At 44.0% G+C, this 22,542-nt stretch carries 18 protein-coding genes, 3 tRNA genes, 1 other RNA gene and 5 pseudogenes; 14 read left to right on the forward strand and 13 right to left on the reverse strand.

Annotated features, from left to right (window positions below):
* Positions 1 to 26: 26 nt before the first annotated feature.
* The 4 genes from EOS97_RS23800 to ghrA form a co-directional block, all read right to left on the reverse strand.
* A complete protein-coding gene (locus EOS97_RS23800; protein WP_023204999.1) occupies positions 27 to 509 on the reverse strand; it encodes a DUF1097 domain-containing protein in 483 nt (160 codons plus the stop codon).
* Between the two features lie 100 nt (positions 510 to 609).
* Entirely contained in the window at positions 610 to 1,164 is a 555-nt protein-coding gene (locus EOS97_RS23805) for a molecular chaperone (RefSeq protein WP_023165850.1), read from the reverse strand.
* 23 nt (positions 1,165 to 1,187) lie between these two features.
* Positions 1,188 to 1,925, reverse strand: a complete 738-nt coding sequence (locus EOS97_RS23810; RefSeq protein WP_000283643.1) for a phosphatase — start codon at positions 1,923 to 1,925, stop codon at positions 1,188 to 1,190.
* Between the two features lie 84 nt (positions 1,926 to 2,009).
* Positions 2,010 to 2,948, reverse strand: coding sequence for a glyoxylate/hydroxypyruvate reductase GhrA (gene ghrA, locus EOS97_RS23815; RefSeq protein ID WP_000402548.1), 939 nt, complete (start codon positions 2,946 to 2,948; stop codon positions 2,010 to 2,012).
* 235 nt (positions 2,949 to 3,183) lie between these two features.
* Between ghrA and EOS97_RS23825 the strand changes: the two genes are divergently transcribed.
* From EOS97_RS23825 to EOS97_RS23855, 7 genes are all read left to right on the forward strand, one after another.
* Positions 3,184 to 3,271, forward strand: a tRNA-Ser gene (locus tag EOS97_RS23825).
* A 48-nt stretch (positions 3,272 to 3,319) separates the two neighbouring features.
* Positions 3,320 to 3,454: non-coding RNA, RtT sRNA (locus EOS97_RS23830), on the forward strand.
* 963 nt (positions 3,455 to 4,417) lie between these two features.
* A complete protein-coding gene (locus EOS97_RS26810) occupies positions 4,418 to 4,600 on the forward strand; it encodes a hypothetical protein (RefSeq protein WP_001805617.1) in 183 nt (60 codons plus the stop codon).
* A gap of 65 nt (positions 4,601 to 4,665) precedes the next feature.
* Positions 4,666 to 5,301, forward strand: coding sequence for a GAD-like domain-containing protein (locus EOS97_RS23840; protein WP_001205573.1), 636 nt, complete (start codon positions 4,666 to 4,668; stop codon positions 5,299 to 5,301).
* Between the two features lie 142 nt (positions 5,302 to 5,443).
* The gene (locus EOS97_RS23845; protein ID WP_001805616.1) at positions 5,444 to 5,722 is read left to right on the forward strand and encodes a hypothetical protein; all 279 of its coding nucleotides are present in this window, start codon (positions 5,444 to 5,446) and stop codon (positions 5,720 to 5,722) included.
* Between the two features lie 117 nt (positions 5,723 to 5,839).
* Positions 5,840 to 6,322, forward strand: a complete 483-nt coding sequence (locus tag EOS97_RS23850; protein ID WP_001027752.1) for a hypothetical protein — start codon at positions 5,840 to 5,842, stop codon at positions 6,320 to 6,322.
* Between the two features lie 289 nt (positions 6,323 to 6,611).
* Positions 6,612 to 6,968, forward strand: coding sequence for a hypothetical protein (locus EOS97_RS23855; protein ID WP_001805614.1), 357 nt, complete (start codon positions 6,612 to 6,614; stop codon positions 6,966 to 6,968).
* A 974-nt stretch (positions 6,969 to 7,942) separates the two neighbouring features.
* On the opposite strand, the pseudogene EOS97_RS27310 reads toward EOS97_RS23855, so the two are convergent.
* Positions 7,943 to 8,071 (reverse strand): annotated as a pseudogene (locus EOS97_RS27310) (integrase); the annotation flags it as partial.
* 269 nt (positions 8,072 to 8,340) lie between these two features.
* Here EOS97_RS27310 and EOS97_RS23870 point away from each other — a divergent pair.
* Positions 8,341 to 9,596, forward strand: a protein-coding gene (locus EOS97_RS23870) for an IS3-like element ISSen1 family transposase (RefSeq protein WP_095055929.1) whose coding sequence is annotated in 2 segments (ribosomal slippage) — positions 8,341 to 8,692 and positions 8,692 to 9,596 — 1,257 coding nt in all. Because the reading frame shifts where the segments join, the coding sequence is not laid out codon by codon here.
* A gap of 254 nt (positions 9,597 to 9,850) precedes the next feature.
* Here EOS97_RS23870 and EOS97_RS23875 read toward each other — a convergent pair.
* The 6 genes and pseudogenes from EOS97_RS23875 to EOS97_RS23915 form a co-directional block, all read right to left on the reverse strand.
* Positions 9,851 to 10,672 carry an FRG domain-containing protein gene (locus EOS97_RS23875; RefSeq protein WP_023165964.1) on the reverse strand — a complete coding sequence of 274 codons (822 nt, stop codon included), beginning with the start codon at positions 10,670 to 10,672 and terminating at the stop codon, positions 9,851 to 9,853.
* A gap of 182 nt (positions 10,673 to 10,854) precedes the next feature.
* Positions 10,855 to 11,965: pseudogene (locus EOS97_RS23880) on the reverse strand (IS3 family transposase).
* Positions 11,966 to 12,172: 207 nt separating this feature from the next.
* Positions 12,173 to 12,331 (reverse strand): annotated as a pseudogene (locus EOS97_RS23885) (DNA polymerase V subunit UmuD); the annotation flags it as partial.
* A gap of 749 nt (positions 12,332 to 13,080) precedes the next feature.
* Positions 13,081 to 13,899, reverse strand: coding sequence for a hypothetical protein (locus tag EOS97_RS23900; RefSeq protein ID WP_023165976.1), 819 nt, complete (start codon positions 13,897 to 13,899; stop codon positions 13,081 to 13,083).
* 482 nt (positions 13,900 to 14,381) lie between these two features.
* Positions 14,382 to 14,627: pseudogene (locus EOS97_RS27535) on the reverse strand (hypothetical protein); the annotation flags it as partial.
* A gap of 290 nt (positions 14,628 to 14,917) precedes the next feature.
* Positions 14,918 to 15,007: transfer RNA gene (locus tag EOS97_RS23915), tRNA-Ser, on the reverse strand.
* Positions 15,008 to 15,095: 88 nt separating this feature from the next.
* On the opposite strand from EOS97_RS23915, the gene mtfA reads away from it, so the two are divergent.
* From mtfA to EOS97_RS23930, 3 genes are all read left to right on the forward strand, one after another.
* Complete coding sequence (mtfA, locus tag EOS97_RS23920; protein WP_000598920.1) at positions 15,096 to 15,893, forward strand: DgsA anti-repressor MtfA; 798 nt, start codon at positions 15,096 to 15,098, stop codon at positions 15,891 to 15,893.
* A gap of 100 nt (positions 15,894 to 15,993) precedes the next feature.
* A tRNA-Asn gene (locus EOS97_RS23925) sits at positions 15,994 to 16,069 on the forward strand.
* A gap of 165 nt (positions 16,070 to 16,234) precedes the next feature.
* On the forward strand, positions 16,235 to 17,497 hold the full coding sequence (locus EOS97_RS23930; RefSeq protein WP_001219032.1) for an integrase arm-type DNA-binding domain-containing protein: 1,263 nt from the start codon (positions 16,235 to 16,237) through the stop codon (positions 17,495 to 17,497).
* Between the two features lie 93 nt (positions 17,498 to 17,590).
* Here EOS97_RS23930 and EOS97_RS23935 read toward each other — a convergent pair whose 3' ends face one another.
* Together EOS97_RS23935 and EOS97_RS23940 are read right to left on the reverse strand one after the other, a co-directional pair.
* Positions 17,591 to 17,851 carry a helix-turn-helix domain-containing protein gene (locus EOS97_RS23935; protein ID WP_023204952.1) on the reverse strand — a complete coding sequence of 87 codons (261 nt, stop codon included), beginning with the start codon at positions 17,849 to 17,851 and terminating at the stop codon, positions 17,591 to 17,593.
* Between the two features lie 103 nt (positions 17,852 to 17,954).
* Positions 17,955 to 18,215: a helix-turn-helix transcriptional regulator gene (locus EOS97_RS23940; RefSeq protein ID WP_020898917.1), complete on the reverse strand. Its 261-nt coding sequence runs from the start codon at positions 18,213 to 18,215 to the stop codon at positions 17,955 to 17,957.
* 114 nt (positions 18,216 to 18,329) lie between these two features.
* Here EOS97_RS23940 and EOS97_RS23945 point away from each other — a divergent pair.
* The 3 genes and pseudogenes from EOS97_RS23945 to EOS97_RS23960 form a co-directional block, all read left to right on the forward strand.
* A pseudogene (locus EOS97_RS23945) lies at positions 18,330 to 18,536 on the forward strand (helix-turn-helix domain-containing protein); the annotation flags it as partial.
* A 956-nt stretch (positions 18,537 to 19,492) separates the two neighbouring features.
* Positions 19,493 to 20,365: an integrase domain-containing protein gene (locus tag EOS97_RS23955; RefSeq protein ID WP_000517123.1), complete on the forward strand. Its 873-nt coding sequence runs from the start codon at positions 19,493 to 19,495 to the stop codon at positions 20,363 to 20,365.
* Positions 20,366 to 20,445: 80 nt separating this feature from the next.
* Positions 20,446 to 22,479, forward strand: a complete 2,034-nt coding sequence (locus EOS97_RS23960; RefSeq protein ID WP_039505037.1) for a DUF4365 domain-containing protein — start codon at positions 20,446 to 20,448, stop codon at positions 22,477 to 22,479.
* Positions 22,480 to 22,542: the final 63 nt, after the last annotated feature.

Here is a 22,542-nt window from a genome sequence, read left to right on the forward strand (position 1 = left end):
AGCGTGGGGAAGAACCCCACGCTTTTTTATTTTGTGACCGCCGTATTCGCTGAATGTTGCTCGCGGCGTGATGCCAGCCATAGCCCACTATTTTTCATGGCATAGCCAAAGATTAGCCCCAGCGCCAGCGACGGTAATACCAACCGCCAGTCACCCTGCCCTGCAAATGTCGCGCAGGCGCCGATAAATGTTCCCGGAACAAAAGAAAGCAATAGCTGCTTTGCCTGGATACACATCAGGAATGCCACGACCCCCGTCAACACGTAACTGACAATTTCCAGATGCGGCGCCAACGCGCTACCGTGAATAATGACCAGCGCCCACACCATACCGCTTAACAGCGTACAGGCAGAAATTAACAATCCCTTAAAGCCGCCCTGCGGACAGGCGAAATAAGCCGTACAGCCTAAAAAACCGGCCCAGCTTAGTAACCCCAGGGAGACGGCCACCCATCCCCATATTCCAGAAAGGATGCCCGTAGTGATAGCAATAGAAAGAAGTATGTTCATGGCGCGCATCATAACAGAAAAGCGGCACATTAATGAGATCACGCACACATTTTATGCAATGATGTAAAACCCGTTGCAGTTAAGGGTGATTTACATCACATTATTCTTCATCTTCTTCCTGAAGTTCATCCCACATGGCCCCTATCGCATCACGCGTTAGCGGCGCCAGAGTGCGCCAGAATGGCGTAACGGCATGGGCTTCAACTTTACCGAGGAAGGTATTGCACCAGGGAAGCAGATAATCGGCAAATAAGGTTTCCAGCGCTTCACTTTCATCTTCGGCAGACTGATCTTCCAGCCAGGAGGCCGCGAGCAATAAAGTGCCAATGTGATCGGCAGGCGTATCGGCCAGCGGCATCCCTCGCGACGTTAAAAAAGCGCGCACCTCAGACTCTTCCGCGCCTTCGACCCACGCACTGCGGTATGGCGCTACCGCGCACTCTTCCCCAACAAATAACGCATTGTAATCAGTGGAAATCTGCGTGATATCGCAGCTTTTCTGTAAACGCGCCAGCATTTCATCCTGCTCCAGCGGCCAGTTTGCCGCCAGTTTACCTTCACGGATTAACGTAAACAGCGGAACCAGTAAAGGATCTTGCGGTTGGCGGTAAAACAACGATCCCAGCACACGGCACAGGATTGAAAACTCATTCATTGATATCTTCCCGTAAATAACGATTATAGTTCGGCAAATTCCGGTACAGGCGCCATACCGCGTGATTCGAGAAAGGCCAGTAAGCGCTGCGGCGAGACGTTCAGGATTCGATCTTCCGGAAAATTCACCGCATCCAGAATTTTCCGGCATTCGGTGAAATCGCCAAGCGTAAAGGCCGTATGGGAATCAGAGCCTAACGCTACCCAGCCTCCCGCATCGCGTACGGCGGCAGCGACCGCGCGGCAATTATCTTCGCTTCCTTTACGCGAATGCAGAAAAGAAGAGTTGTTGATTTCCAGCGCTACATGGTGTTTCGCCGCCGCCTGCGCGATGGCTTTAACCTCCACTGGATACTTTGGATTTCCGGGGTGACTAATTATATGCACCTTGCCGCTGGCGATGGTCGCGATCATCGCCTGGGTATTGGTTTCTTTATCATGTGGCGCAAAAACGGGCTCATGGAAGCCTGCGATAATCAGATCCAGCGAGTCGAACATCTTTCCGGAACAATCAATTTCACCGTTAATGTTCTTGATATTCGCCTCAATGCCACGCAGTATCCCCACGCCGTCAACCAGACGCGGCCAGATGCGCATGTTAATAAAATGCCAGTGATGCGGCGCATCTTCCATGTCCGGACCATGATCGGTAATCGCAAAAAGTTTAATGCCTTTGCGTTTGGCTTCCGCGATATAATCGCTCAGAGTACTGTAGGCATGAGTGCTGGCGACGGTATGCATATGCAGGTCAACGGGATACATTGCTCTCTCCTGTAGTCATTTCCGACAAGGATAGCAGGTATCGCCAGCGTTTTTTAGCGAAACCCGGCCCGCGCCGGGTTGATGTCAATATCCTCTCGCCCGATCCACCTGCCCCGTCACCGGCTCTCCCTTCTCCAGTTGGGTAATGGTGCGGCTAATATAATCGATGGCTTCCGCCGGACGGGTGACTGCCGCAATGTGCGGCGTCATGGCGACTCGCGGATGGCGCCATAATGGACTTTCCTGCGGTAACGGTTCCTGGCTAAAGACATCCAACATCGCGCCTTTCAGCTTACCGCTATCAAGCGCAGCCAGCAGATCCGCCTCCTGAACATGCACGCCGCGCGCGAGATTCAACACGTAAGCGCCATCCGGCAATTGATCCAACAATTCGCTATTAATAATTCCTACCGTTTGGGCCGTATTCGGCAGCAGATTAATCAGCACCCGCGTCTGGTTCAGGAAAGCGTGCAGCTCTTCATGCCCTACATAACTTTCCACGCCAGGCCAGGATTTGCGGCTACGACTCCAGCAACGTAACGGGAACCCCCATGCCTGTAGACTTTCTGCCACTTTTGCGCCCAGCACCCCTGCGCCCATGATACCGACGCTAAACTCTTCGCGGGTATATTCCGGCAACGGTTTCCATAGCGCCTGATTTTTCAGCGCCTGATAATCATCGAAACGACGGAACCAGTGTAATACCTGGCTGACGGCATACTCCTGCATTTGCAGGCCCATTCCGGTATCTTCCAGACGGAATAGAGGAATGGAGGCGTCCAGCATTTCCGGATGCGCATTTAATTTACTCAGAATTGCATCCACCCCCGCGCCCAGCGCAAAGACGGCTTTTAAGCGTCTTCCGGCCAGCATTTCAACCGGGGGCTGCCATACAAGCGCATAGTCTGCGGGGTTGTTATCACCGACCTTCCATTCACGAACGCGCGCATGTGGGAGAGCCTTCTCCAGCGCATTTACCCACCAGGCGGCGTTAAATGTCGGGTGATAAAAAATTATCTCCATGTTATCTCCTGAGCAGTATTGTGCGGAATGTGATTGCGCCTGTTATCAGCGTTTTCAACGGGATGTGCAGCATAGCAAATTTCCCGGCGCGGGCAAAAAAAGCAGTTTTCGCTTATTAAAGCCACAGATTGGTGGAAGTTTGTATAAACGCGCTTTTTTTTAAAAAAGTTGATTGACGTAGAAAGGATATTTCCCTACATTAGCGCCCGTTCCAGTAATGCTGGAGCGACAATATGGTGAGGTGTCCGAGTGGCTGAAGGAGCACGCCTGGAAAGTGTGTATACGGCAACGTATCGGGGGTTCGAATCCCCCCCTCACCGCCATATTTAAGTTGAGAGCCTGTACAGAAGTACGGGCTTTTTGCTTATATGTATCCCCCAAACCAAGGGGGGATGAGAACCCCCGACCGGGGTTCGACAACTGGCGCAGCCAGTTGGACAGACGACGAGCTTGCGAGGAGACTGCCCGAAGGGCGAGCGCAGCGAGTCAATCCCCCATCATCGCCATATTCTATACAAAATCAATCACTTACAATGTAATATTAGTTTTGTCCTGCATAAAATGCTGCATAAAGAAGCTCGTATAAACGGACTTTTTTTGCATCTGAATGCCACGCTTTTTCGGTATTTTTCTCGGCTTAACTTTTTAAAATCTCCAGCAGGCAATTTCGCCGTTCAGCACAAATAGGTTCTGGCATGGTCTGGATCGGCACCAAAAAAGTGTGCCATCTGAGCCATCGATAACCTGCTTTCACATACCCTACCCTGCCCATGATCACCTCGGAAGCAATGTCCCTTTTTCGCTGGACACGACTGATTTTAGCTCTCCTTCTCACTCATTCCATGTACTCACCGTCTTTTATTACCATCCGCTGATAATGATTTTCCCGTTTCTTCAGGTACTACCATCATTCAACATCTATGGGTATCTATGAGTTACATTTTTTAGCGCCCAACATTCCAGATTGAAGTCAGCAAAATCTGTTTGAGTCGTCGGTTCTCGTCTTCCAGGCCTGTGGTTTTTTAGTATCAGCCGCTTCCATCCCGCGAAATGTAGCGTTCCTGGTCTTCGGAAATATTGTTTTCACCAATAAGACTGAGAATGGCAGTGTCCAGCGTCGACACCAGCCTCCATAGCGTCATAGCGGTATGGCTTTCTACATCCGTCTCAAAGGCTATATCCGGGAAGACCCAAGCTTGAGCGTTATTGACTACGTATTCGGTAAGCGTGTGTAAATCACCTCCAATCCGTTAAATCCACAGCATTCCGCCTTAATGGCAGGATGCTGTTTTTGTCCGGAAACGGAGACAAAAAACCCGTTCCAGCAATGAGTTACGTCTGTTACGTTTCATATATGGGAGATGGCGGATGCCGGAAACTTCGGCGGTAGTGTGTCTGAAACGCCTGCCCTCCCCACTGCCACGAACGGGCCGTGATTCCTTTTTCGCCAATGAATCCAGGATAAGGTTATGTCACAAAATGGCCTGCGTTTTACGCTGGATGTGGACGGATTAACGCCGACGGCAACCGCTGTCGTCGGCTTCCCCTCTAGTGGTATCAACAGTTCAACAGGTGCAAGCTGGAATCAGAATGAAAGACTAAAAACACCAGATGAAGCACCTAATGATAGCATTAAATCAGGCCATGTTTGAGAAAAGATGAATGTTAAACTGGTATTATGCCGGGGCAAAGGGCTTAGAATCCAGGGGGAAATATTATGCGAGATCAAGACTTTAGTTACTTCATTGAGAAATTTGGAGAAGCTACATCTTATAGCGCTGTTCCAGAGAAAAGTATGACAAAATGGAAAGGAATTCTTCCGGATAAACTACTTTCTTACTGGAAAACAGAGGGATGGGGAACGTATAAAAATGGATTGTTTAGTCTTGTCAATCCTGATGAGTATGAAGATGTACTGGATATATGGCTAGAAGATACTCCATTTAAAGAAATGGACGCATACCATGTCATAGCCAGGAGTGCCTTTGGCGAATTATATGTTTTTGGTGAGTCTACCGGAAGAAATATTACGATTCAGCCTTTATTTAATCAAATAATTTTTTTCGAAAATGGTTTTATGGTAAAAACAACAGATGAATTAAATAGTGAAATTGAATCTTTTCTTGCATTTTCAAGTGTTGAAGAGTTTGATTTATTTGATTGTAATGATAATTACATTTTTGACCGGGCAGTTAAACAACCAGGCGTATTAGCTGATAATGAAATGTTTAGTTTGGAACCTGCATACATTTTTGGCGGAGAAATAAAAATTGAAAATTTGAGTAAAGTGGACTGTCAAATACATTTGATGATTCTGAGAGAGTTATCTTCCCCTAATATTATAGGCTTCTAAAGGAGGGATTTATCAATTCTGGAAATGGCTTGAAATAGATGAATATTGACCTGAGGCTGGCTATGTAAAGATAACAGACTTAGACAGGAATGATATAATACATGATAAATAACCCAACTATTTTCTTGAGAATCTTTTAGATTTGTTGGATATAGTTCCCTGCATCGGAAAAAGCGCAGAAGAAGCAACTCCACCAGTAAAACAGGAAACACCGGCAGAAAAAAATGAAGGTGATGGCTGGTTAGATGGATTACAGACGGAACTTGATGTGGCTGGCCTTGTTCCAGGGCCTAGCATTTTTCCTGACCTGCTGAATGCAGGAATAAGCTTGTGCCGAGGGAGTTATGTTGAGGCTGTTTTTTCTCTTTTTGCTGCAATACCAATAGCTGGAGATGCTGCCGGGGCTGGTAAACTGGCCTAGAATGTAGTGAGACGTATAAAAAATCCGTAGCGTAATTATCTAAGGTTGATTGGTATAAATATATTAATGAGCAACTTAACCAAAACAAGCATATCATAAAATATTTAAGGAAATAATATGAATATTACTGAATGCATTAGCTTTCTAAGGTTTACAACTATTCATCCACAATTTGATTTATATTTGATAACTAATGGAATAAGAAATCGCCCTCAAGATAAAGGTGGAATAGAATATTTTGATATTCCAGATGGTAGTGTTTCTCTTGGTTTTAGAATCAGATCCACTTATGAGTCTGAGAGTTTGCTTCCCATCAAGTCTGATGGGAAGTTTGTTTTTTCTGAACTTGTGGTCTATCAAAAAAACAAGGATGACTTACCATATAAATTAAATTTCAATGACCATCTACAATTCTTAAGAGAAAAGCTGGGAAAAGAGTTAAAAGATAATCAAAACGGGTTGCCAGAAAGAAGAGTTTTAACGTTTTTTCATGATTTTTTAGTTATCGTGATTTTCATGGATTCAAGTGAAAATATCAATCTTATTAAATTTATTTCCCCTGATGTTTTTCATCGAAAAAATTTAGGAATTAACATATAATATTTCTTTAAAACGAATCATTTCTTATAATATTAAATTTATCTAAGTTAAGATAGAGAATTGATATTATAGGGAATACCGGCATATCAGAAAGCATGCGTATAGCCTGACAGCAGCAACCGACTACGAGGATGCTTATCTCAAATCTTATTTATTCAACAAAGCCGTCTGGTTGGTGATTTTGGTTGTTTTGGCGATTGATCAGATCGCACAATCCGGGCTGAATTCCCTCAAAGTGGTCTACTATTCTGCGTAGTTATTTAATCAGTGAGGTCGACAAATAATTAGTATGCGGCATAATAAAAAAATAATTTATGGTTTTGCTCTGATGTGTATACTTGTAACCAGCAATGTGCATTCAGAAAAATTATCCCCTGTTGCTCAGCAGGTAAAAAATATAGTTGAGAAACAAAAACTTGTTCGTGAACCACAATGTGTTGATTATGTATACATTCCGGATAGTGAGCCCAGTATAGATGTTGTTGATATTGTGGAGAAACATGGTGGAAGTTGTTCGGGCGATCCTCAAACTGCGCCCAGAATATTTAGCGTATTCGTAAACAAGAAAACGCATAAAATGGAGTCAGATATCGATATGGATGATCAGGTAAATGGTACGCGCTCAGTTTTTCCTGCAGTGAAATAAATCAAATATAGATACTGTGGCGTTTAGGTAATGAGAATGACATTAAACAATGAGTAAAATATCGCGGGTGTGGTGAAATAAAGCACCGGGTATTGGAATTGACCTGGAGGGATATATATAACCAAGCCCCTTTGTTGAAACCCCTTGGCCAGTATTACCAGAGTTGACGGGTTCAACATCGGGGGCTATATTGACCGGGAAAACAAATGTTAACACTGGTGGATAATGGTATCTTATGAAACTGTCAGGCAAGATTATCAAGGTGTATCATAATAATTTATTTAGATTTTTTTGGCATCGTAAAGTCCTCGCTAATTTGTTTTTTATTGATCAGGAATATAAATAATATACATGGCATTATATTTATTAAGTTCCTTGTAGCATTATCAGGATATATATTCTTTTATTATAATGCATTTTCATTAGTAGACATTGGGATTGGGGGGGGGATACACTACTTCCACATTAAATACAATAATAAAAACATTAATAAACAGCCAATACTCTTATTAATGAAACATAAATATACGATAAATTTCTCTTTAGAGATTCTTATTGCTATATTTTATTCCTACATGGCTATTAAATTTATAATGTTCGAATATTAGAAAAAGTTTTAATATAAAATGTTTAAGTTTTCTAGTTGTGATGTATTTTATGTTAAAAAATAAAATGTAGATAATCCAGAGAAAGTTATTGTAATGAAAGAAAGCAATAATAAACCATCCTTCCTGTGGGCAGTGACATGTAATTTTGAATACCAGAAAGAACATTTTTAGCGATGCCGTTATACATCCTCAGAAGTAACAAAATTATATTACAAGATATTACTCCCATCAGATGTAAAACCGGGCAGTATTAAACCTGAGCTAATCGCAGGAACTAATAATCTCTATGCTACTGGTTGCTATAAGACCATTTCAGAAGCAAAATCCCCCTTTACAGAACTTGATGTAGTCTATGAGCATATAAATAAGGCCCCATGCGCGTGAGCGTCTGGCGATCCGCAGATACAATCCGTCAACACCACTTACAGCATAGCGACCTTCCGCTTTAAGCCTGGAAACGGCTAAGGCGGACAGTTCTCTGGCTTTCTTTGGCATAATCCCCACTATTCTGCCATGCATCCTGTACTGCATAAAATGACGATTTTACGAAAAGATAGCAATACGCCAGCGAACAAAGAATAATGGCAACGCATTGTATATAAAGAAATAATTATGATTAATGCGAATGATAATGAACGTAAATATGGCAGCCCTCTCACCGCCATCTTCAAGAAGGAGCTCGTACGAAAGTACGGGCTTTTTTTTCGTATTTGACCCGTCCTGAATAGCGTTGACACGTTCCAGACTTAAATCCGGAGAACGTGATGATGACTGAGTTCAAACGCACCCAACGTGATTATCCTCTATCCTTTAAAATAGCCGTCGTTGAGCAGGTCGAAAAAGGCGAGATGACCTATAAACAGGCCCAGCAGCGATATGGCATTCAGGGGCGCTCCACCGTACTTGTCTGGCTGCGTAAATATGGCCGGCTTGACTGGAGACCCGGACTTCCTGACCTGGTGAAGAGGAAACTGCCTGTGGCTCAGACAACTATCCCGCTGACACCCGAGCAAAGAATCAGGGAACTTGAAGAACAGCTTGAGCTGGCAAACCAGAAAGCTGAGTTTTTTGAGTCCGTTATCAACGTCCTGAAAAATGATTACGGGGTAAGTGTTGTAAAAAAGCGGCCCGGCAAGTCCTCACGCAAAGTCAGGCCCCCAAAATAACAGTTACGCGTGCATGCCAGTTCCTGTGGCACAGCAGACAGGCGTGGTACCAGTACAATACAAGATGTAATAAACGGCAGGAGCATCATGCTCAGGTTCTTGATTTTGTTGCCCGTACCCGGTGCCGTCAGCCGCGAATCGGTACGCGTAAACTGCACTATCTGCTGAACATGCAGGCCGATAAAACGCTGAATATCGGACGGGACCGTCTGTTTAATCTGCTGGGTGAATACCGGCTCCTGGTACCCGTGAAACGGGCATATCACAAAACCACCAACAGCCATCATCGCTTTTACCGGCATCCTAACTTGCTGAAACCCGGCCCTGAACAGGTTACCGCCCTTGAGCCAGAACAGGTCTGGGTCGCCGATATTACTTATCTTCCACTACGCAGCGGCACGGCCTATCTGAGTCTGGTCACCGATGCCTGCTCCAGAAAAATCGTGGGTTACCATGTCGGGGAAAACCTGCAGACAGAAAATGTGGTAAAGGCGTTCAGGCAGGCTCTGAGGCGGAGAAAAACGACAGGTCCGCTGGTACATCACTCTGACAGAGGGCTGCAATACTGTTCGGTACTTTATCAGTCAGTTCATGAGCGAAACGGAATAACCTGTTCAATGACCGATGGTTACGACTGCTACCAGAATGCGCTGGCTGAGAGAATAAACGGGATACTGAAAAATGAGTTTTTACTCTCGCGTCCTGCAGACCTGGCGCAAGCGCGGGAAATAGTAAAAGAGTCCGTGGCAATTTATAACCATGAACGGCCACACCTGGCCCTGAAATACAAAACGCCCGATGATGTTCATCAGGCGTTTTACAGACAAAAAACTGTCAACCTATATCAGGACTAGTCACTGAACTCCTTGTTTTTTCTGTAATTTTCCTGACGAAAGGTTTGTTTTTGGACCTTTGGTTGCTATAGGGAAGTTGCTGTAGATTGTGTAAAAAATACCTGAAACCTCAACAAAAGCCTAAACAGACGTTCTCCCGACAAAAGAACAACATCAGCTTCCATTGATCAGAGCTGATGTTGCCTTGTTAAAAGATTTTCTAGCTTCTTTGATAGTTAGTTTTCCTGCTCTCCAGAATAGACAAGTGCCTAATACTACCAACGGTTATTACTTAAGAGACTGAAGCCCTCAGAGTTAGCGCGGCAAAATCCGTCAAAATCAGGAAAAAGAGTTATTGAACGTATATCAAAAGAGCGTTCCAGAACTTTCAAAAATTTTTTCTTCATATCTGACGTGATCGCCAGTGCCAGTACCCCATTGTGGCAAACCGCACTGTCAAGAACCAAACTCCCCATACGTCCATGCGAAACATCGCTATAAACGAACTGAGCACTTTGAGCAGCTATTCTTTTAGTAACAACGGGAGGTTGCCAGACAATGGGTAAATCACCATGTTGTTCACCTTCAGCTTCACTATGCGGAAATTTTTCATTGTAATTCCCGTTGTCATAGCCATAACTACCTTCGAGGCCGAGAACTACCGCAGCGGAAATACCAAACAACAGCCCTGTACTTTCTGGCCGAGATGTACATGCAAACCACAAGGCGACAAGCATATTTCTGGATACATCAATTAGTCTTGTTGCTGCTCCATGGTGTTGGAGCTTTGCAAGCAACTCGAAGTCGCTCAGTTTGCGACCACCTCCGAAACCATACCCCTGATGCCGCGCTTCACTAATAAGAGTTCGCTCATAGTCGCGCATATCCTGCTCATCTGGTAATCTACCCGCAATGGAATTTGCTAAACGTCTGTAGGCAGCACTGTGAATAGCCCAGCCAATATCACCTTGACCTCTCCACATGAAAATGCCATGAGAAATCGAATTATCAGGCTGTTCATCTATAATCTCTAAAATTTGTGAGATATCATTTGGAACAACCACGGTTCCAAATAGCTCTGTCTCAATAAACTTCACAAATCCTCCCTTATACTCATTTTTTTCTTACCCACCATCGATTACTCATCAAAGTATCCTGCTCCATAAAACCTATGACAACTTTTGATTTTTTAGTGCGTCAATTGAGGTATCAGCATTATTCCATCATTAATTCTATATATGACTTTCTTTATCAGGTATTACCTGTAAATAGACCCGATTTAGTTCCAGGCATTTTTTGAGATCCCGGCCAAATGATTGTGTTGCCGATATTCTTCCGGCGTCATATTGTTCAGTGATTCATGAGGGCGTTCACAGTTATATTCTGACACCCATCTTTCCGTGATTTCCCGCACTTCATTCAGCGTTCTGAACAGATAAAAATCGAGTATTTCTGTACGGTATGTTCAGTTAAAGCGCTCAATAAAAGCGTTCTGCGTCGGCTTACCCGGCTGAATAAATTCCAGTTTTACTGCATGTTGCTCTGCCCATTCAGCCAGTGCAAGTGAGATAAATTCCGGACCATTATCCATGCGTAGCATGACCGGATAGCCGCGATTTGCCGCGATCCTGTCGAGTACACGGACCACGCGCAAAGCTGGCAGATTCAGATCGATTTCAATCGACAATGCCTCACGGTTAAAGCCATCAACGACATTGAACGTGCGAAAACGACAGCCACAGACCAGAGCATCATGCATAAAATCGACAGACCAGCTCTGGTTCAGCGCTTCCGGTGTGGCCAGTGGCGAGGGATTACGCACCGGCAATCGTTGTTTGCCTTTACGGCGAAAATTCAGCTTCAGCAGACAATAAATACGATGGATCCTTTTGTGATTCCACGGGTATCCCTGCCGCCGCAGAACCTGGAAAAGTTTTGGAAAACCGTACCGTGGGTATCGCTCTGCCACTGCCTACAACGCGACAATAACGGGTTCGTCACGCGTGGTATCCGGACGGTAATGGTAAACCGTTCTGCTCAGGTTCAGACTCCGGCAGTCCTGACGGATACTGAGTCCAAATGTCGTTATCAGATGAGTGACCAGCTCACGCTTAAAGGCTGGTTTTAAAGCTTTTTTCGATAACGTCTTTCAGGGCCCGGTTCTCAAGGCTCAGGTCGGCAAACATCTGTTTGAGACGCCGATTCTCGTCCTCAAGATCCTTGATCTTTTTAATATCAGAAGCCTCCATGCCGCCGTATCTGGACTTCCAGTTGTACCAGGTGGCTTCAGATATACCGGCCTCCCGGCAGACATCTTTAACGGTTCGTCCGGCTTCAACCGATTTAATTACGGCAATGATCTGATGCTCAGTAAAACGGGCTTTACGCATAGCGATCTCCTTTGTTGGCAGATTGATTATGCCGGAGGATCTCTAAATGTGAATGGCACGATTATGCGGGATACTTACACCTGCCTTAAAAATCATAACTCGTAAATTGTAATTCGTAAATATATGAATCACTCATTAATAAAACACTATGATTTAAAAAGAATAAACTCCTTTTCATGGTAACTCGTAGAAAAAAGGTATCTCTTTAAAATATGTTGAGCTGGGATGAGAAACGAGCAACTCATTAAGATCGATACGCTGCTCAATGTAGTCCGCCGCGGGGCTGGGGAATCCACACGGCACTAAGTAACTGAAAAATGGGAGAGGAATAATTTCGCGCAACTCTGTAGGTCTGAAAAATTCCATAATCCATACCTCGAATACTGTTTTTATATACAGTAGTATTATTTGAACATGCGCGCAAGATACCGGAGTCGCTGCGGCTGTTTAAATCTTCGTCGCTTCGTTTGTAAGTTTCTCTCTCAGTTCAAATTATGGGTTTTGTAAATTTTCCGGTTGTATTGTCATGTGCGCATATTTAAGCCAGCCTGGAGGCCAGATTTTCTGTACAGCGTCGACAGTCCCGCAGCGTAAGTTATCGCCACGCGCCAGCGCGTTTCCCTGACAGCAATTAATCTTCTGCCCGGCGCCCATGTCTACAGGGGAACATTTCGGGCAACAGGCCGGGTGCGATGATTACCGAGGACGACGGCGTTAAGTCGCCGCGAGTGACATCACTGTGAATCCCGATGGGGTACAGCGAGCTTCATGGATTTACTAAAAATATAACAGACACAAAAAATAGTTTTATTTTTCATTATGATTAATATCAGTTTGCATATTGGAAATAAGGATAACTGACCAGAACACCATGATAAACACTGACAACAAATTAAAAGCGTAGTATTTTTGATTTGCGGCAACAAAATTAATAAGAGTCATGGTAGCTAAAAAAACTCTTTTTCTTTTCCTGTACAAATAAGATAAAAATCGCTTCATCCACCACCGCAAGAATATGTATATTATCTGTTATTACTATTTCGATAACACAATATCAAATTAAATATATCTCTATTACCTATCCATTAGTGTAATTTTCTTAAACTGAAAATTTATCATTTACAGCCCAAACTCTTACGCATTTTTTCTTTTAATGGCTCGGCTACTTCTGGACGTAATTTTGAGTATAAATTTTGTACATTTTCACAGCCAGCAGGTTGGCCTGATGATAAAGGTTCTATTTTCGTCAGGATATTCCACAAAATATAAATTGCAAATGCGATTAGCATTATACTTAAAAAATAAATACGGATACCCCGAGCATTAAACAACGCAGGGACATTTGATGTTTCTTGTTTAACGGATGGCACATAATTTACGACCGGAGCAGCAACCTCAGGAATAACAAGTTGTTTTCCATACGGAACGAAGTATGCAGAAATATGCTCTGGGCTATAACGCTGTTCAACACGTTTCCACTCATCTGACGGAATGAGTAAGAACGATAATGTATCACTAAAAGTGCTATTCTGATATACCCGCAAACTATATCCACTATTAGCCAATATATGCTCAATGCGCACCAGTTCTGTATCAAAACCATCACTTCCCATTGGGTAGTGATGAAACACATACTGCGTATCAACCAAATTTATCGTTGCTGTTTCAATCTCACTGTCATAATCGAATTTGACCGTGACAGGCTTCTCTTTCTGATTATCTGAAAGTGCCTCAAGCAGGCTAAAAGTTCCCTCTTTCCAGTCAATATTAATTCCGTAGATACTCATAAACAGCGCCTGGTAGTCCTCTAATGCAGACTCAGACAGCCACGGTTCTTTATGTTTCTCCAAAAAAAACTTACGCCTTAAAGAGGCTTGTTCATCATCATTGGCAGCAAAAAAATCAAAAAACTCATCCTGTTCTGGTAATTGCATTATGGTTCCATCCAGTATTTTATTAATCAAAAATCGATCCCAGCAGCTAATTTCCCCTGCTGTCTATGATAGAATAGAATATGTGATCTCAAAGCGTCAAGATGACAAGACCAAACGAGCACGCATCCATTCAACAAATGAATAAACCGAGTTAATACAAATAGTTTTAAAAATGATTCATCTGGACAACTGAAATTATCTTTATACTGATAACAGTACAGCCATTTCTGTAAGTTTAAATGACAAATAAAAAACACGGACAAATCGTTTTACGTTATTTCCAATATTTTTCATTGTCTGCCCTCTGTTGTTTTACGTAATCTCTATGTTGTCGCGACGGGAACAATAATAGCGAATTCGCGTATGACGTTTTAGGGGCATTCATAAAAGAGTTTTTTGAAAAACATGAAGGGAGATGAACGGAAAAAGGTTCGTTAAGGCTGGATGCGATCACGTTCGCTTACGGCGAACGTAACCCTTTTTTACCTGGCTGCATTTTTCTTCTTCTTTTCGTCCTCAACATGCTTATCAACAGGTGAGTCTTTTAAGCGATTGTTTTGCATGATGTCATCTTCAAGCGATTTTAGATAGCTTGCATCAGTCAGCAAGGCTATTGCCAGCGTTTTCGCATAAAATTGCGCGTGGCTTCGTGTCGTAGGATTTACCGCGTAGGTTCTGGCAAGCTCATGTCCAGGGGAGGCGGTATCACCACTGAAAAAGATTTCGCCTCTTTTCCTCCATCCTCCAGCAATCCATTTCCTTTAAGATACCCTTACAAGATCCGTGTGAAGCAACGGCAGTTAAACTGTTTTGTCACCAGAGATGTGAGATGGGCGTTGCAAAAGAGTGTGAGCTTGTGAGCTAAAGAAGATAAAAGTGGATGCCCGACGCGCAGCAAAATGGTAAAAAACAGCATCAGTAGTAAGAAAAATCGAGCGAGTGAAAGAAATTTTAATGCAGGGATTTATGTATGACGAAATCAAAAACGCTTTGTCAGTGATTGATTTTGTTGAATGATTGGCGGAGAGAGGGGGATTTGAACCCCCGGTAGAGTTGCCCCTACTCCGGTTTTCGAGACCGGTCCGTTCAGCCGCTCCGGCATCTCTCCGTATATTGCAATGATGCCAGGTAATTTGGCATTTTAACAGACCCTATTCGGGTAATTTTGTTCAAGTGACGAGTTTACGAGCAAAACGATGATTAAGTGGCCCTGGAAAGCACAAGAAATAACCCAGAACGAAGACTGGCCGTGGGATGATGCGCTAGCTATACCTCTTCTGGTAAACCTCACCGCGCAAGAACAGGCTCGGCTTATTGCGCTAGCCGAACGTTTTTTGCAGCAGAAAAGACTGGTAGCGCTACAGGGATTTGAGCTCGACTCGTTAAAAAGTGCACGTATTGCGTTAATTTTTTGCTTACCGATCCTGGAGCTCGGTATTGAGTGGCTTGATGGTTTTCATGAAGTGCTCATTTATCCCGCGCCCTTTGTGGTAGATGATGAATGGGAAGATGACATAGGTCTGGTGCACAGCCAGCGTGTCGTACAGTCGGGGCAAAGCTGGCAACAAGGGCCCATCATTCTGAACTGGCTGGATATCCAGGACTCGTTCGATGCTTCGGGTTTCAACCTCATTATTCATGAAGTCGCGCACAAACTGGATATGCGTAATGGCGATCGCGCCAGCGGCATCCCTTTCATCCCGTTGCGCGATGTGGCTGGCTGGGAACACGATCTCCACGCGGCAATGAATAATATTCAGGATGAAATCGATCTTGTTGGCGAAAGCGCTGCCAGTATAGATGCCTATGCCGCCACCGACCCTGCAGAATGTTTTGCCGTGTTGTCAGAGTATTTTTTCAGCGCGCCAGAACTGTTTGCTCCACGTTTCCCGGCGCTATGGCAGCGTTTTTGCCAGTTCTATCGCCAGGATCCTTCTCAGCGCTTACGGGTAAGCGCTGCCGAAGGCGACTACGGCGAGGAATCCGAACATTAATTCCTCACTTTGTGGGTTAATTAACCAATTGAATTGGCGCGTTAATTTTACTGTTGACACGTTATAGCGGGCCCAGTATTATGCGCCTCGTTGAAACAATTCCTCTGTAGTTCAGTCGGTAGAACGGCGGACTGTTAATCCGTATGTCACTGGTTCGAGTCCAGTCAGAGGAGCCAAATTTTAGTTTCGGGACATCCCAGCGAGTCCGGAGACGTTTAAAAAACAAGAACTTATCTTTACCCGGTTGGTCTGCGAAGGCCTACCGGGTTTCTTGACATCCATAGTTTTTGGGGGCTTAATCGGGGGCCTCACGGTTCGTTGGAAAAATGGAGCCCCCACCTATGGCATTAACCGATACCGCTATCCGCAAGATCAAACCCACCGAGAAATCCTTCAAGATTACCGACAGTTCAGGACTCTACCTGCTGATCAAACCTAACGGCTCAAAGCTCTGGTACATGAAGTACCGCATCGACGGTAAAGAGAAAAAGCTGGCCTTTGGCCCCTACCCGGATGTCTCGTTGTTTAAGGCGCGTCAGCTACGCGATGCTGCCCGCGCCCGAGTGCGTGAAGGGGCAGATCCTGCCGCTGATAAGAAGATTGCTCAGCAGAAAAAGAAAAACGGACATACCTTCCGCCAGATCGCCATGAACTGGCACGCCGATCACCGGCGCTGGTCTGCGCATTATGCCGTGACTATCCAGCGCAGGCTGGAAATGTATGTTTTCCCGGATATCGGGGACAGATACATCGATCAGATCGTCACGGAAGATTTGCTGTTTACTCTGCGTAAGGTGGAGAACAAAGGCTTTCTGGAGATCACCGCGAGGCTGAAAAACTACGTCACGGAAATCATGCGCTATGCGGTGAAAAAGCAGTTAATCAAATCAAATCCGGCGCTGGATCTGGATGGTGAGTTTACACCGCCAGAAACACAGCATTACCCGGCCCTGCCGCTTGAGAAACTACCTGAACTATTATCCCGGACGGATAGCTACTCCGGCAGGCAGCTGACCAGATATGCGCTTAAGCTGTCGCTGCTGTTCTTCGTGCGTTCCAGCGAACTACGCTTTGCCCGCTGGAGTGAAATCGACTGGCAGCAGAAGCTATGGATAATCCCGGAAGAACGGGAACAGGTCGAGAACGTGCGCTTTTCTCATCGCGGCACGAAAATGAAAACGCAGCATATCGTTCCGCTGTCCGATCAGGCTATTGCTGTCTTAAAGCAAATTGAAGCGCTCTCCGGTCATCTGGCGTTTATCTTCCCCGGCGAATACGATCAGGATAAATGCATGAGCGACAACACCATTAACAAGGCGTTGCGCGTGATGGGCTACGATACTAAACAAGAGATCTGCGGCCACGGCTTCCGGGCGATGGCGTGCAGTGCGCTGAGCGAGTCGGGATTGTGGAGTAAAGACGCCATTGAAAAGCAGATGAGCCATCAGGAAAGAAACAGCGTGCGGGCTGCCTATATTCATAAGGCCGAGTATCTGGAAGAACGGATTGCGATGATGCAATGGTGGGCGGATTATCTTGATGCAAATATCGACAGATATATTTCACCTTACCAGTACGCCGTGCCGCTGAAAAACGTATCGTAATAAAAACACAGCGCTTTATTTTTCCGTTAATTAACGGAAAGCCTGCCCTTTGCCCCTGTTCAGGGGCAAAGTTATTTTCTGACAACCATCAATTCAGGATTTATTTTCCCACCGGACATAAAGATCCAGCACCGCTTCGGCAAAATCATCATCGACCGTATAGAAATAGCACTCCGGTACGTTGAGCACTCTGGCAAAGGCACACATCGTTTCAAATGTCGGACGGTGTATGCCGCTTTCATACTGAGATATACGGGATCGAGCAGTCGCTTCTTCAATACCGGCAAGTACACCTAATTTTTCTTGAGTGAGATTGGCCCGTAAGCGAGCAATTTTAAGACGGACTGGCAACATAGTGGCACCATCAATAAAAAATATTGACAGCATGTTTAGCATTACTTTACAGATGAGGTGCTTAGACTTCCTGAACAACATTAATGGAATAGATCAATTGCTTTCAGGACTGATTCTGATATTTCTGATAAAGCTCCAGAACCATTTCAGCAAAGTTATCATTAACTGCATAGAAATAGCATTCCGGCACATTAAGCACCCTCGCAAATGCGCACATCATTTCAAAAGTCGGGCGATGTACCCCACCCTCGTACTGAGATACGCGAGAACGTGCGGTTTCTTCCTCAATACCAGCAAGAACACCTAGCTTTTCCTGAGTCAGACGAGCGTGTAACCGGGCTGTTTTGAGACGAACAGGAAGCATCAAATTACACCATCAATGATCATACATTGACTTAATGTTTAGCATTACTTAACATCGTAGTTGTTTAGACATCCTGAACAAATGGCTTTTATTCGAAACTACAGAACAAGGATGATGGAAATGATTGATAAGGACTGGCATCCGGCAGACATCATCGCCGGGCTAAGAAAGAAAGGAACCACGCTCGCTGCTGTTTCACGCAAAGCGGGTTTGTCATCTTCCACGCTGGCAAATGCGCTGACAAGACGCTGGCCTAAAGGTGAAAGGTTGATCGCTGAAGCATTAGGCGTTGCGCCCGAACAGATCTGGCCGTCCCGCTACCGAAAGACAGAATACCGTCAAAACTAAACCGGCTCTCCCGCTCTTCTGTCAGCTTTGCTGGCGGAAGAGCGGGAGAAGACAAGCGAAGCGCGGCAGACTGTCATTCATAAAATTGCGAAAAAATCCACAATCAACCCATTTTCCAGAAAAAAGGTTTCCCCTTTTCATCCGCATAAAACGGTTGTAATCTCCCTTTTGCCCTATGCTGTCGTAGACAGCTCCCTTTGCTTCACAACCTGAAAGAAGCACCTGTTCCGTCAGGACGGTTGATCCCTTTACCGGTGCAGACCTCTGCAAACACCGGGCCGCAAAATATTGCGGCGGAGGCCCGAAGTCATACACGATGCATTCTTTAACTGCGCCGGTTCACCGGCTGTAACTCTACACAACCGGAAATTCTCTGGTTTCCCGGCATGTTTACACCTGCTAAATTTCAGCGCCTTTTATCTGCGCCAGATCTCTGGTCATTGCTGCTCCGTGCCGGAAGCGATCCGACCTCTTGCACTTGTTACCACATCAGCACCTTTTACTTTACGGGCTGCGGCCTGCAAAGACCTCCGGCTTTGCTGCCGCGTGACCGTAAAACTGCACCAGAATCCGCGATCTTTCGCGCACTGCCCCTGACCAGTGCGTCACTTTCGTCGCGCAAAGCGACAAAGTGACGCACAACCACCACACCGCGCTATACCACTGTTTTTGGGGTTCCGGCGCTCATTTCCGAATCTGACACGCCTTTTTGGGGCCGCTGTCAGCAAGAAAGAGGAGAAAAAGATCGATACCGAGGGGGGCATGATGCCCCGGAGAATCCCCTGCTCACGCAGGCAGCCTGTACCGCGTACAGTCTGAAACTCCCTATACCTCAACAAACTGCCACTCCGGCGTGGAGGTATCGTTCTGGCGCAGCCAAAAAGCATACGCTGGAGACTGTTTGTGTTCTCAAAATCAAGGGGGAATGTATGGGTAAGTTAGGTGGTGAAATGAAGGTGCTGGCAAAGCACTGTGGCGGCAGCCATAAAACGGTGAACGATCGTATCCATATCGTACAGCGTTTTGATCAGCATTTACGGGCGCTTAATGTACAGATCCAGCGCGTGGCGAAGATCAAGGTTCGCCACATTGAAAACTACATTCATGAAAGGCTGGCGCAGGGGATCGGCAAGCGAACGCTGCAAAATGAAATGGCTTCGTTGCGTGCTATTCTGCAACAGGCCGGGCGTAAACAAGTAGCTGAACATGAGCGGCTAACTAATAAATCACTGGGTTTGTCTGGTGCATCGCGTAGCGGTACGCGGCAGGCAATTACGCCGGAACATTATCGTCATGCGCTGGAAACTGCCCGGATGAAAGATCCGGGGCTGGCTGCGGCTCTGGAACTGGCGCGGCTGATGGGATTGCGCTCGCAGGAGGCGGTGCAAAGTGTTCAGTCACTGAAAACGTGGAAACAGGCCATTGAACGTGGCGATACACGCTTAACCGAGATTTTCGGCACTAAGGGCGGACGGCCCCGCGAAACGGTGATTCTGGATACTGGCGCAGTCAAAAAAGCGCTGGATAATGCGTTAGCTGTTGCAGAAAACCGTAATGACCGGTTGATTGACAAACCTGATCTTAAAAGTGCGATGGATTACTGGCACAACCAGGCGACGCGTATTGGTCTGACTGGCGCATATTCTCCGCATTCGCTACGTTATGCGTGGGCGCAGGATACCATCCGTCACTATCTGGCGCAGGGGTTCAGCAGGAAAGAGGCGCTGGCAATGGTGGCGATGGATTTGGGGCATGGCGATGGGCGTGGGCGGTATGTGGCGCAGGTGTATGGACAAAGGTGATGAGATATGTTCAATTTTACTTTTAATCCAGTTAGTAGAATAATTGTAGGCATATTTTCTTTTTTAAACAGGTAATTACGATGGGAATACTTCCTCAAGTCTATTCAACACATCAACAAGAAACCGATAGCTTTAGAAAAATAGAATCAATAATCCCATCTGAAAAATTTATTCTTCGTAAAGAAAGCGGTGGGGATTATGGTGTCGATTGTATCCTTGAAATTATCGAGGATGGTTTTGCAACGAATATCAGAAGCCACATTCAGCTAAAGAGTAAACAAAATCAATTTCTCGATTCTGATGGATACTTTAAATATTCCGTACCAATCAAAACAATCAATTATCTATCAAATACACTGAGCTCTATATTTCTTATTTATTCCGAATCTGAGGACGTTGTCTATTGGGAGTGGAACTCCGTAATTTTAGAAAAAATAAATCAAAGTACAAAAACAGGGACAAAAAGCTTCAAATACGCTTTCTATAAAACTCTTGATGATAAAAGCATTGATGAAATATATCTCACCATAAAAAATAAGAATGAGATTATAATTAATTTAGGGTTAAACTCTTTAGAGAAAGGTGTGTTAGAGAATCTAATTACTGAAGATATTAGTTATGATTTATTACTGAATTTCTTCAAGAAGAATGACTACGATTCTATAGTGGGTAAATTAAAGAATATAAAAGATCCTACATTAGGTGAAATAAGTTTATTATCACTAAGTTATTATAATATGTATCAGTATGATAAGGCTTTGATGGTTATTCTAAGATTTGAAAACAAAGGATTTAAAAACAATCATCTATTAAAAATTAAAGCGTGTATTTTTTGTGAGAAAGGAATAAAAGAAAAAAATCTTAATCTTGTTAAAGATGCGAAAAAAATACATGAGGAAGCTTTAAATGGCGAATGCTGGGATTGGCTAGACTACTATAATTATGCAAATATGGATTTAGCACTCGGTAATTTTAAGGATGCCATTAACAAATACAATAAGGCATTAAAAATAAATCAAAAAGATGCAAGAACATGGAAAAATTTGGCACAATGTTACTATGAAATAGGTAAAAACAAAAAAGCATTTTCTTGTCTTGATCAGGCCCTAATTATTAATCCAGAATTAATTGAAGCTATTCTAACTAAAGCAGCAATGCTTCGTGATGTTAAAAAAGCCCCTCTTAATGCAGTAGAACTTTATGATCAAGCAATGAATATCGCCACTCAAACAGGTTTCGATATGAACTCTATTTTCTATCAAAAATCGCTGTCTTTTTTCCAGGCAGATAAAAATTTAGACGCTATATCTACAATACAAGATGGACTCATATATTTCCCTGGCGACTTTTATCTTACTAATCTCAAGCTATCAATTTTAGCCCAGAGATGGTCAACTGACACTACATTAGCCGAAATGGCAATTCAAGATTTCTCACAACAGCTTGAAAAATATCCGGATGATATTGAAGCTAAAAAAATATTAGCAGAAATTTTTCTAAAAAATAATGATACTAAAAAATTTGAAGACACTATTAAATTATGTCTCGAACAATATGAGTTTCCATATAACTTAGATGATTTGATTGATCACAATATCGAATTAATATTTATTTTTATTAAGAATATTGATAAAATTCATAAATATAGAAAAAACAGCAATTTATGTGGGGAATTATTTTCCATCTATGAACTGAATATAGCTCACGCTAATGAAATTCAATTTCATTTCGATATTCTATATGCTGATCTGTATACAAAAATAGCAAAAAAATTAAATAAAAAGAATTTCTTGAATATTCTTGATAAGCATCTCTTATCCGGGATTGAAGTTTCAAAACCAGTATCTCGCATACTTTCTAAGCACCAATCAAGCAAAATGAAAAGTAAAGAGGAAATTGCAGATAACATTGCTCACTTAATTATATCCATACCTGAAATTACAATCGGAGAAATATCAAGACAAATAGGTCATGCAGCGGGTATCCTTGGATACGACTCTTCCCTTTTGGATACAAATATTGATACATCAAAGAAAATTAGTGATTGGTTTGCCCTTTCTGTTGAACCAATAATAATTGGAGCAAATGAAACATATAAGATATTTAAGAAATAAGGTTGTTAGTGCACCCTATCAATCTTCCTTATTTTAAATATATAAGGAAGATTGCTTCATCAA

This window comes from Salmonella sp. SSDFZ54 (assembly GCF_004010735.1).
GTDB classification, from domain to species: domain Bacteria; phylum Pseudomonadota; class Gammaproteobacteria; order Enterobacterales; family Enterobacteriaceae; genus Salmonella; species Salmonella enterica.

Bases quoted from the DNA above. Each gene is read 5' to 3' on its own strand.
- EOS97_RS23800 (WP_023204999.1), bottom strand. From the start codon at position 509: ATGAACATACTTCTTTCTATTGCTATCACTACGGGCATCCTTTCTGGA.
- mtfA (WP_000598920.1), top strand. From the start codon at position 15,096: ATGATTAAGTGGCCCTGGAAAGCACAAGAAATAACCCAGAACGAAGAC.
- EOS97_RS23940 (WP_020898917.1), bottom strand. From the start codon at position 18,215: ATGCTTCCTGTTCGTCTCAAAACAGCCCGGTTACACGCTCGTCTGACT.
- ghrA (WP_000402548.1), bottom strand. From the start codon at position 2,948: ATGGAGATAATTTTTTATCACCCGACATTTAACGCCGCCTGGTGGGTA.
- EOS97_RS23840 (WP_001205573.1), top strand. From the start codon at position 4,666: ATGCGAGATCAAGACTTTAGTTACTTCATTGAGAAATTTGGAGAAGCT.
- EOS97_RS23900 (WP_023165976.1), bottom strand. From the start codon at position 13,899: ATGCAATTACCAGAACAGGATGAGTTTTTTGATTTTTTTGCTGCCAAT.
- EOS97_RS23960 (WP_039505037.1), top strand. From the start codon at position 20,446: ATGGGAATACTTCCTCAAGTCTATTCAACACATCAACAAGAAACCGAT.
- EOS97_RS26810 (WP_001805617.1), top strand. From the start codon at position 4,418: ATGTCACAAAATGGCCTGCGTTTTACGCTGGATGTGGACGGATTAACG.
- EOS97_RS23855 (WP_001805614.1), top strand. From the start codon at position 6,612: ATGCGGCATAATAAAAAAATAATTTATGGTTTTGCTCTGATGTGTATA.
- EOS97_RS23935 (WP_023204952.1), bottom strand. From the start codon at position 17,851: ATGTTGCCAGTCCGTCTTAAAATTGCTCGCTTACGGGCCAATCTCACT.
- EOS97_RS23850 (WP_001027752.1), top strand. From the start codon at position 5,840: ATGAATATTACTGAATGCATTAGCTTTCTAAGGTTTACAACTATTCAT.
- EOS97_RS23955 (WP_000517123.1), top strand. From the start codon at position 19,493: ATGGGTAAGTTAGGTGGTGAAATGAAGGTGCTGGCAAAGCACTGTGGC.
- EOS97_RS23805 (WP_023165850.1), bottom strand. From the start codon at position 1,164: ATGAATGAGTTTTCAATCCTGTGCCGTGTGCTGGGATCGTTGTTTTAC.
- EOS97_RS23810 (WP_000283643.1), bottom strand. From the start codon at position 1,925: ATGTATCCCGTTGACCTGCATATGCATACCGTCGCCAGCACTCATGCC.
- EOS97_RS23930 (WP_001219032.1), top strand. From the start codon at position 16,235: ATGGCATTAACCGATACCGCTATCCGCAAGATCAAACCCACCGAGAAA.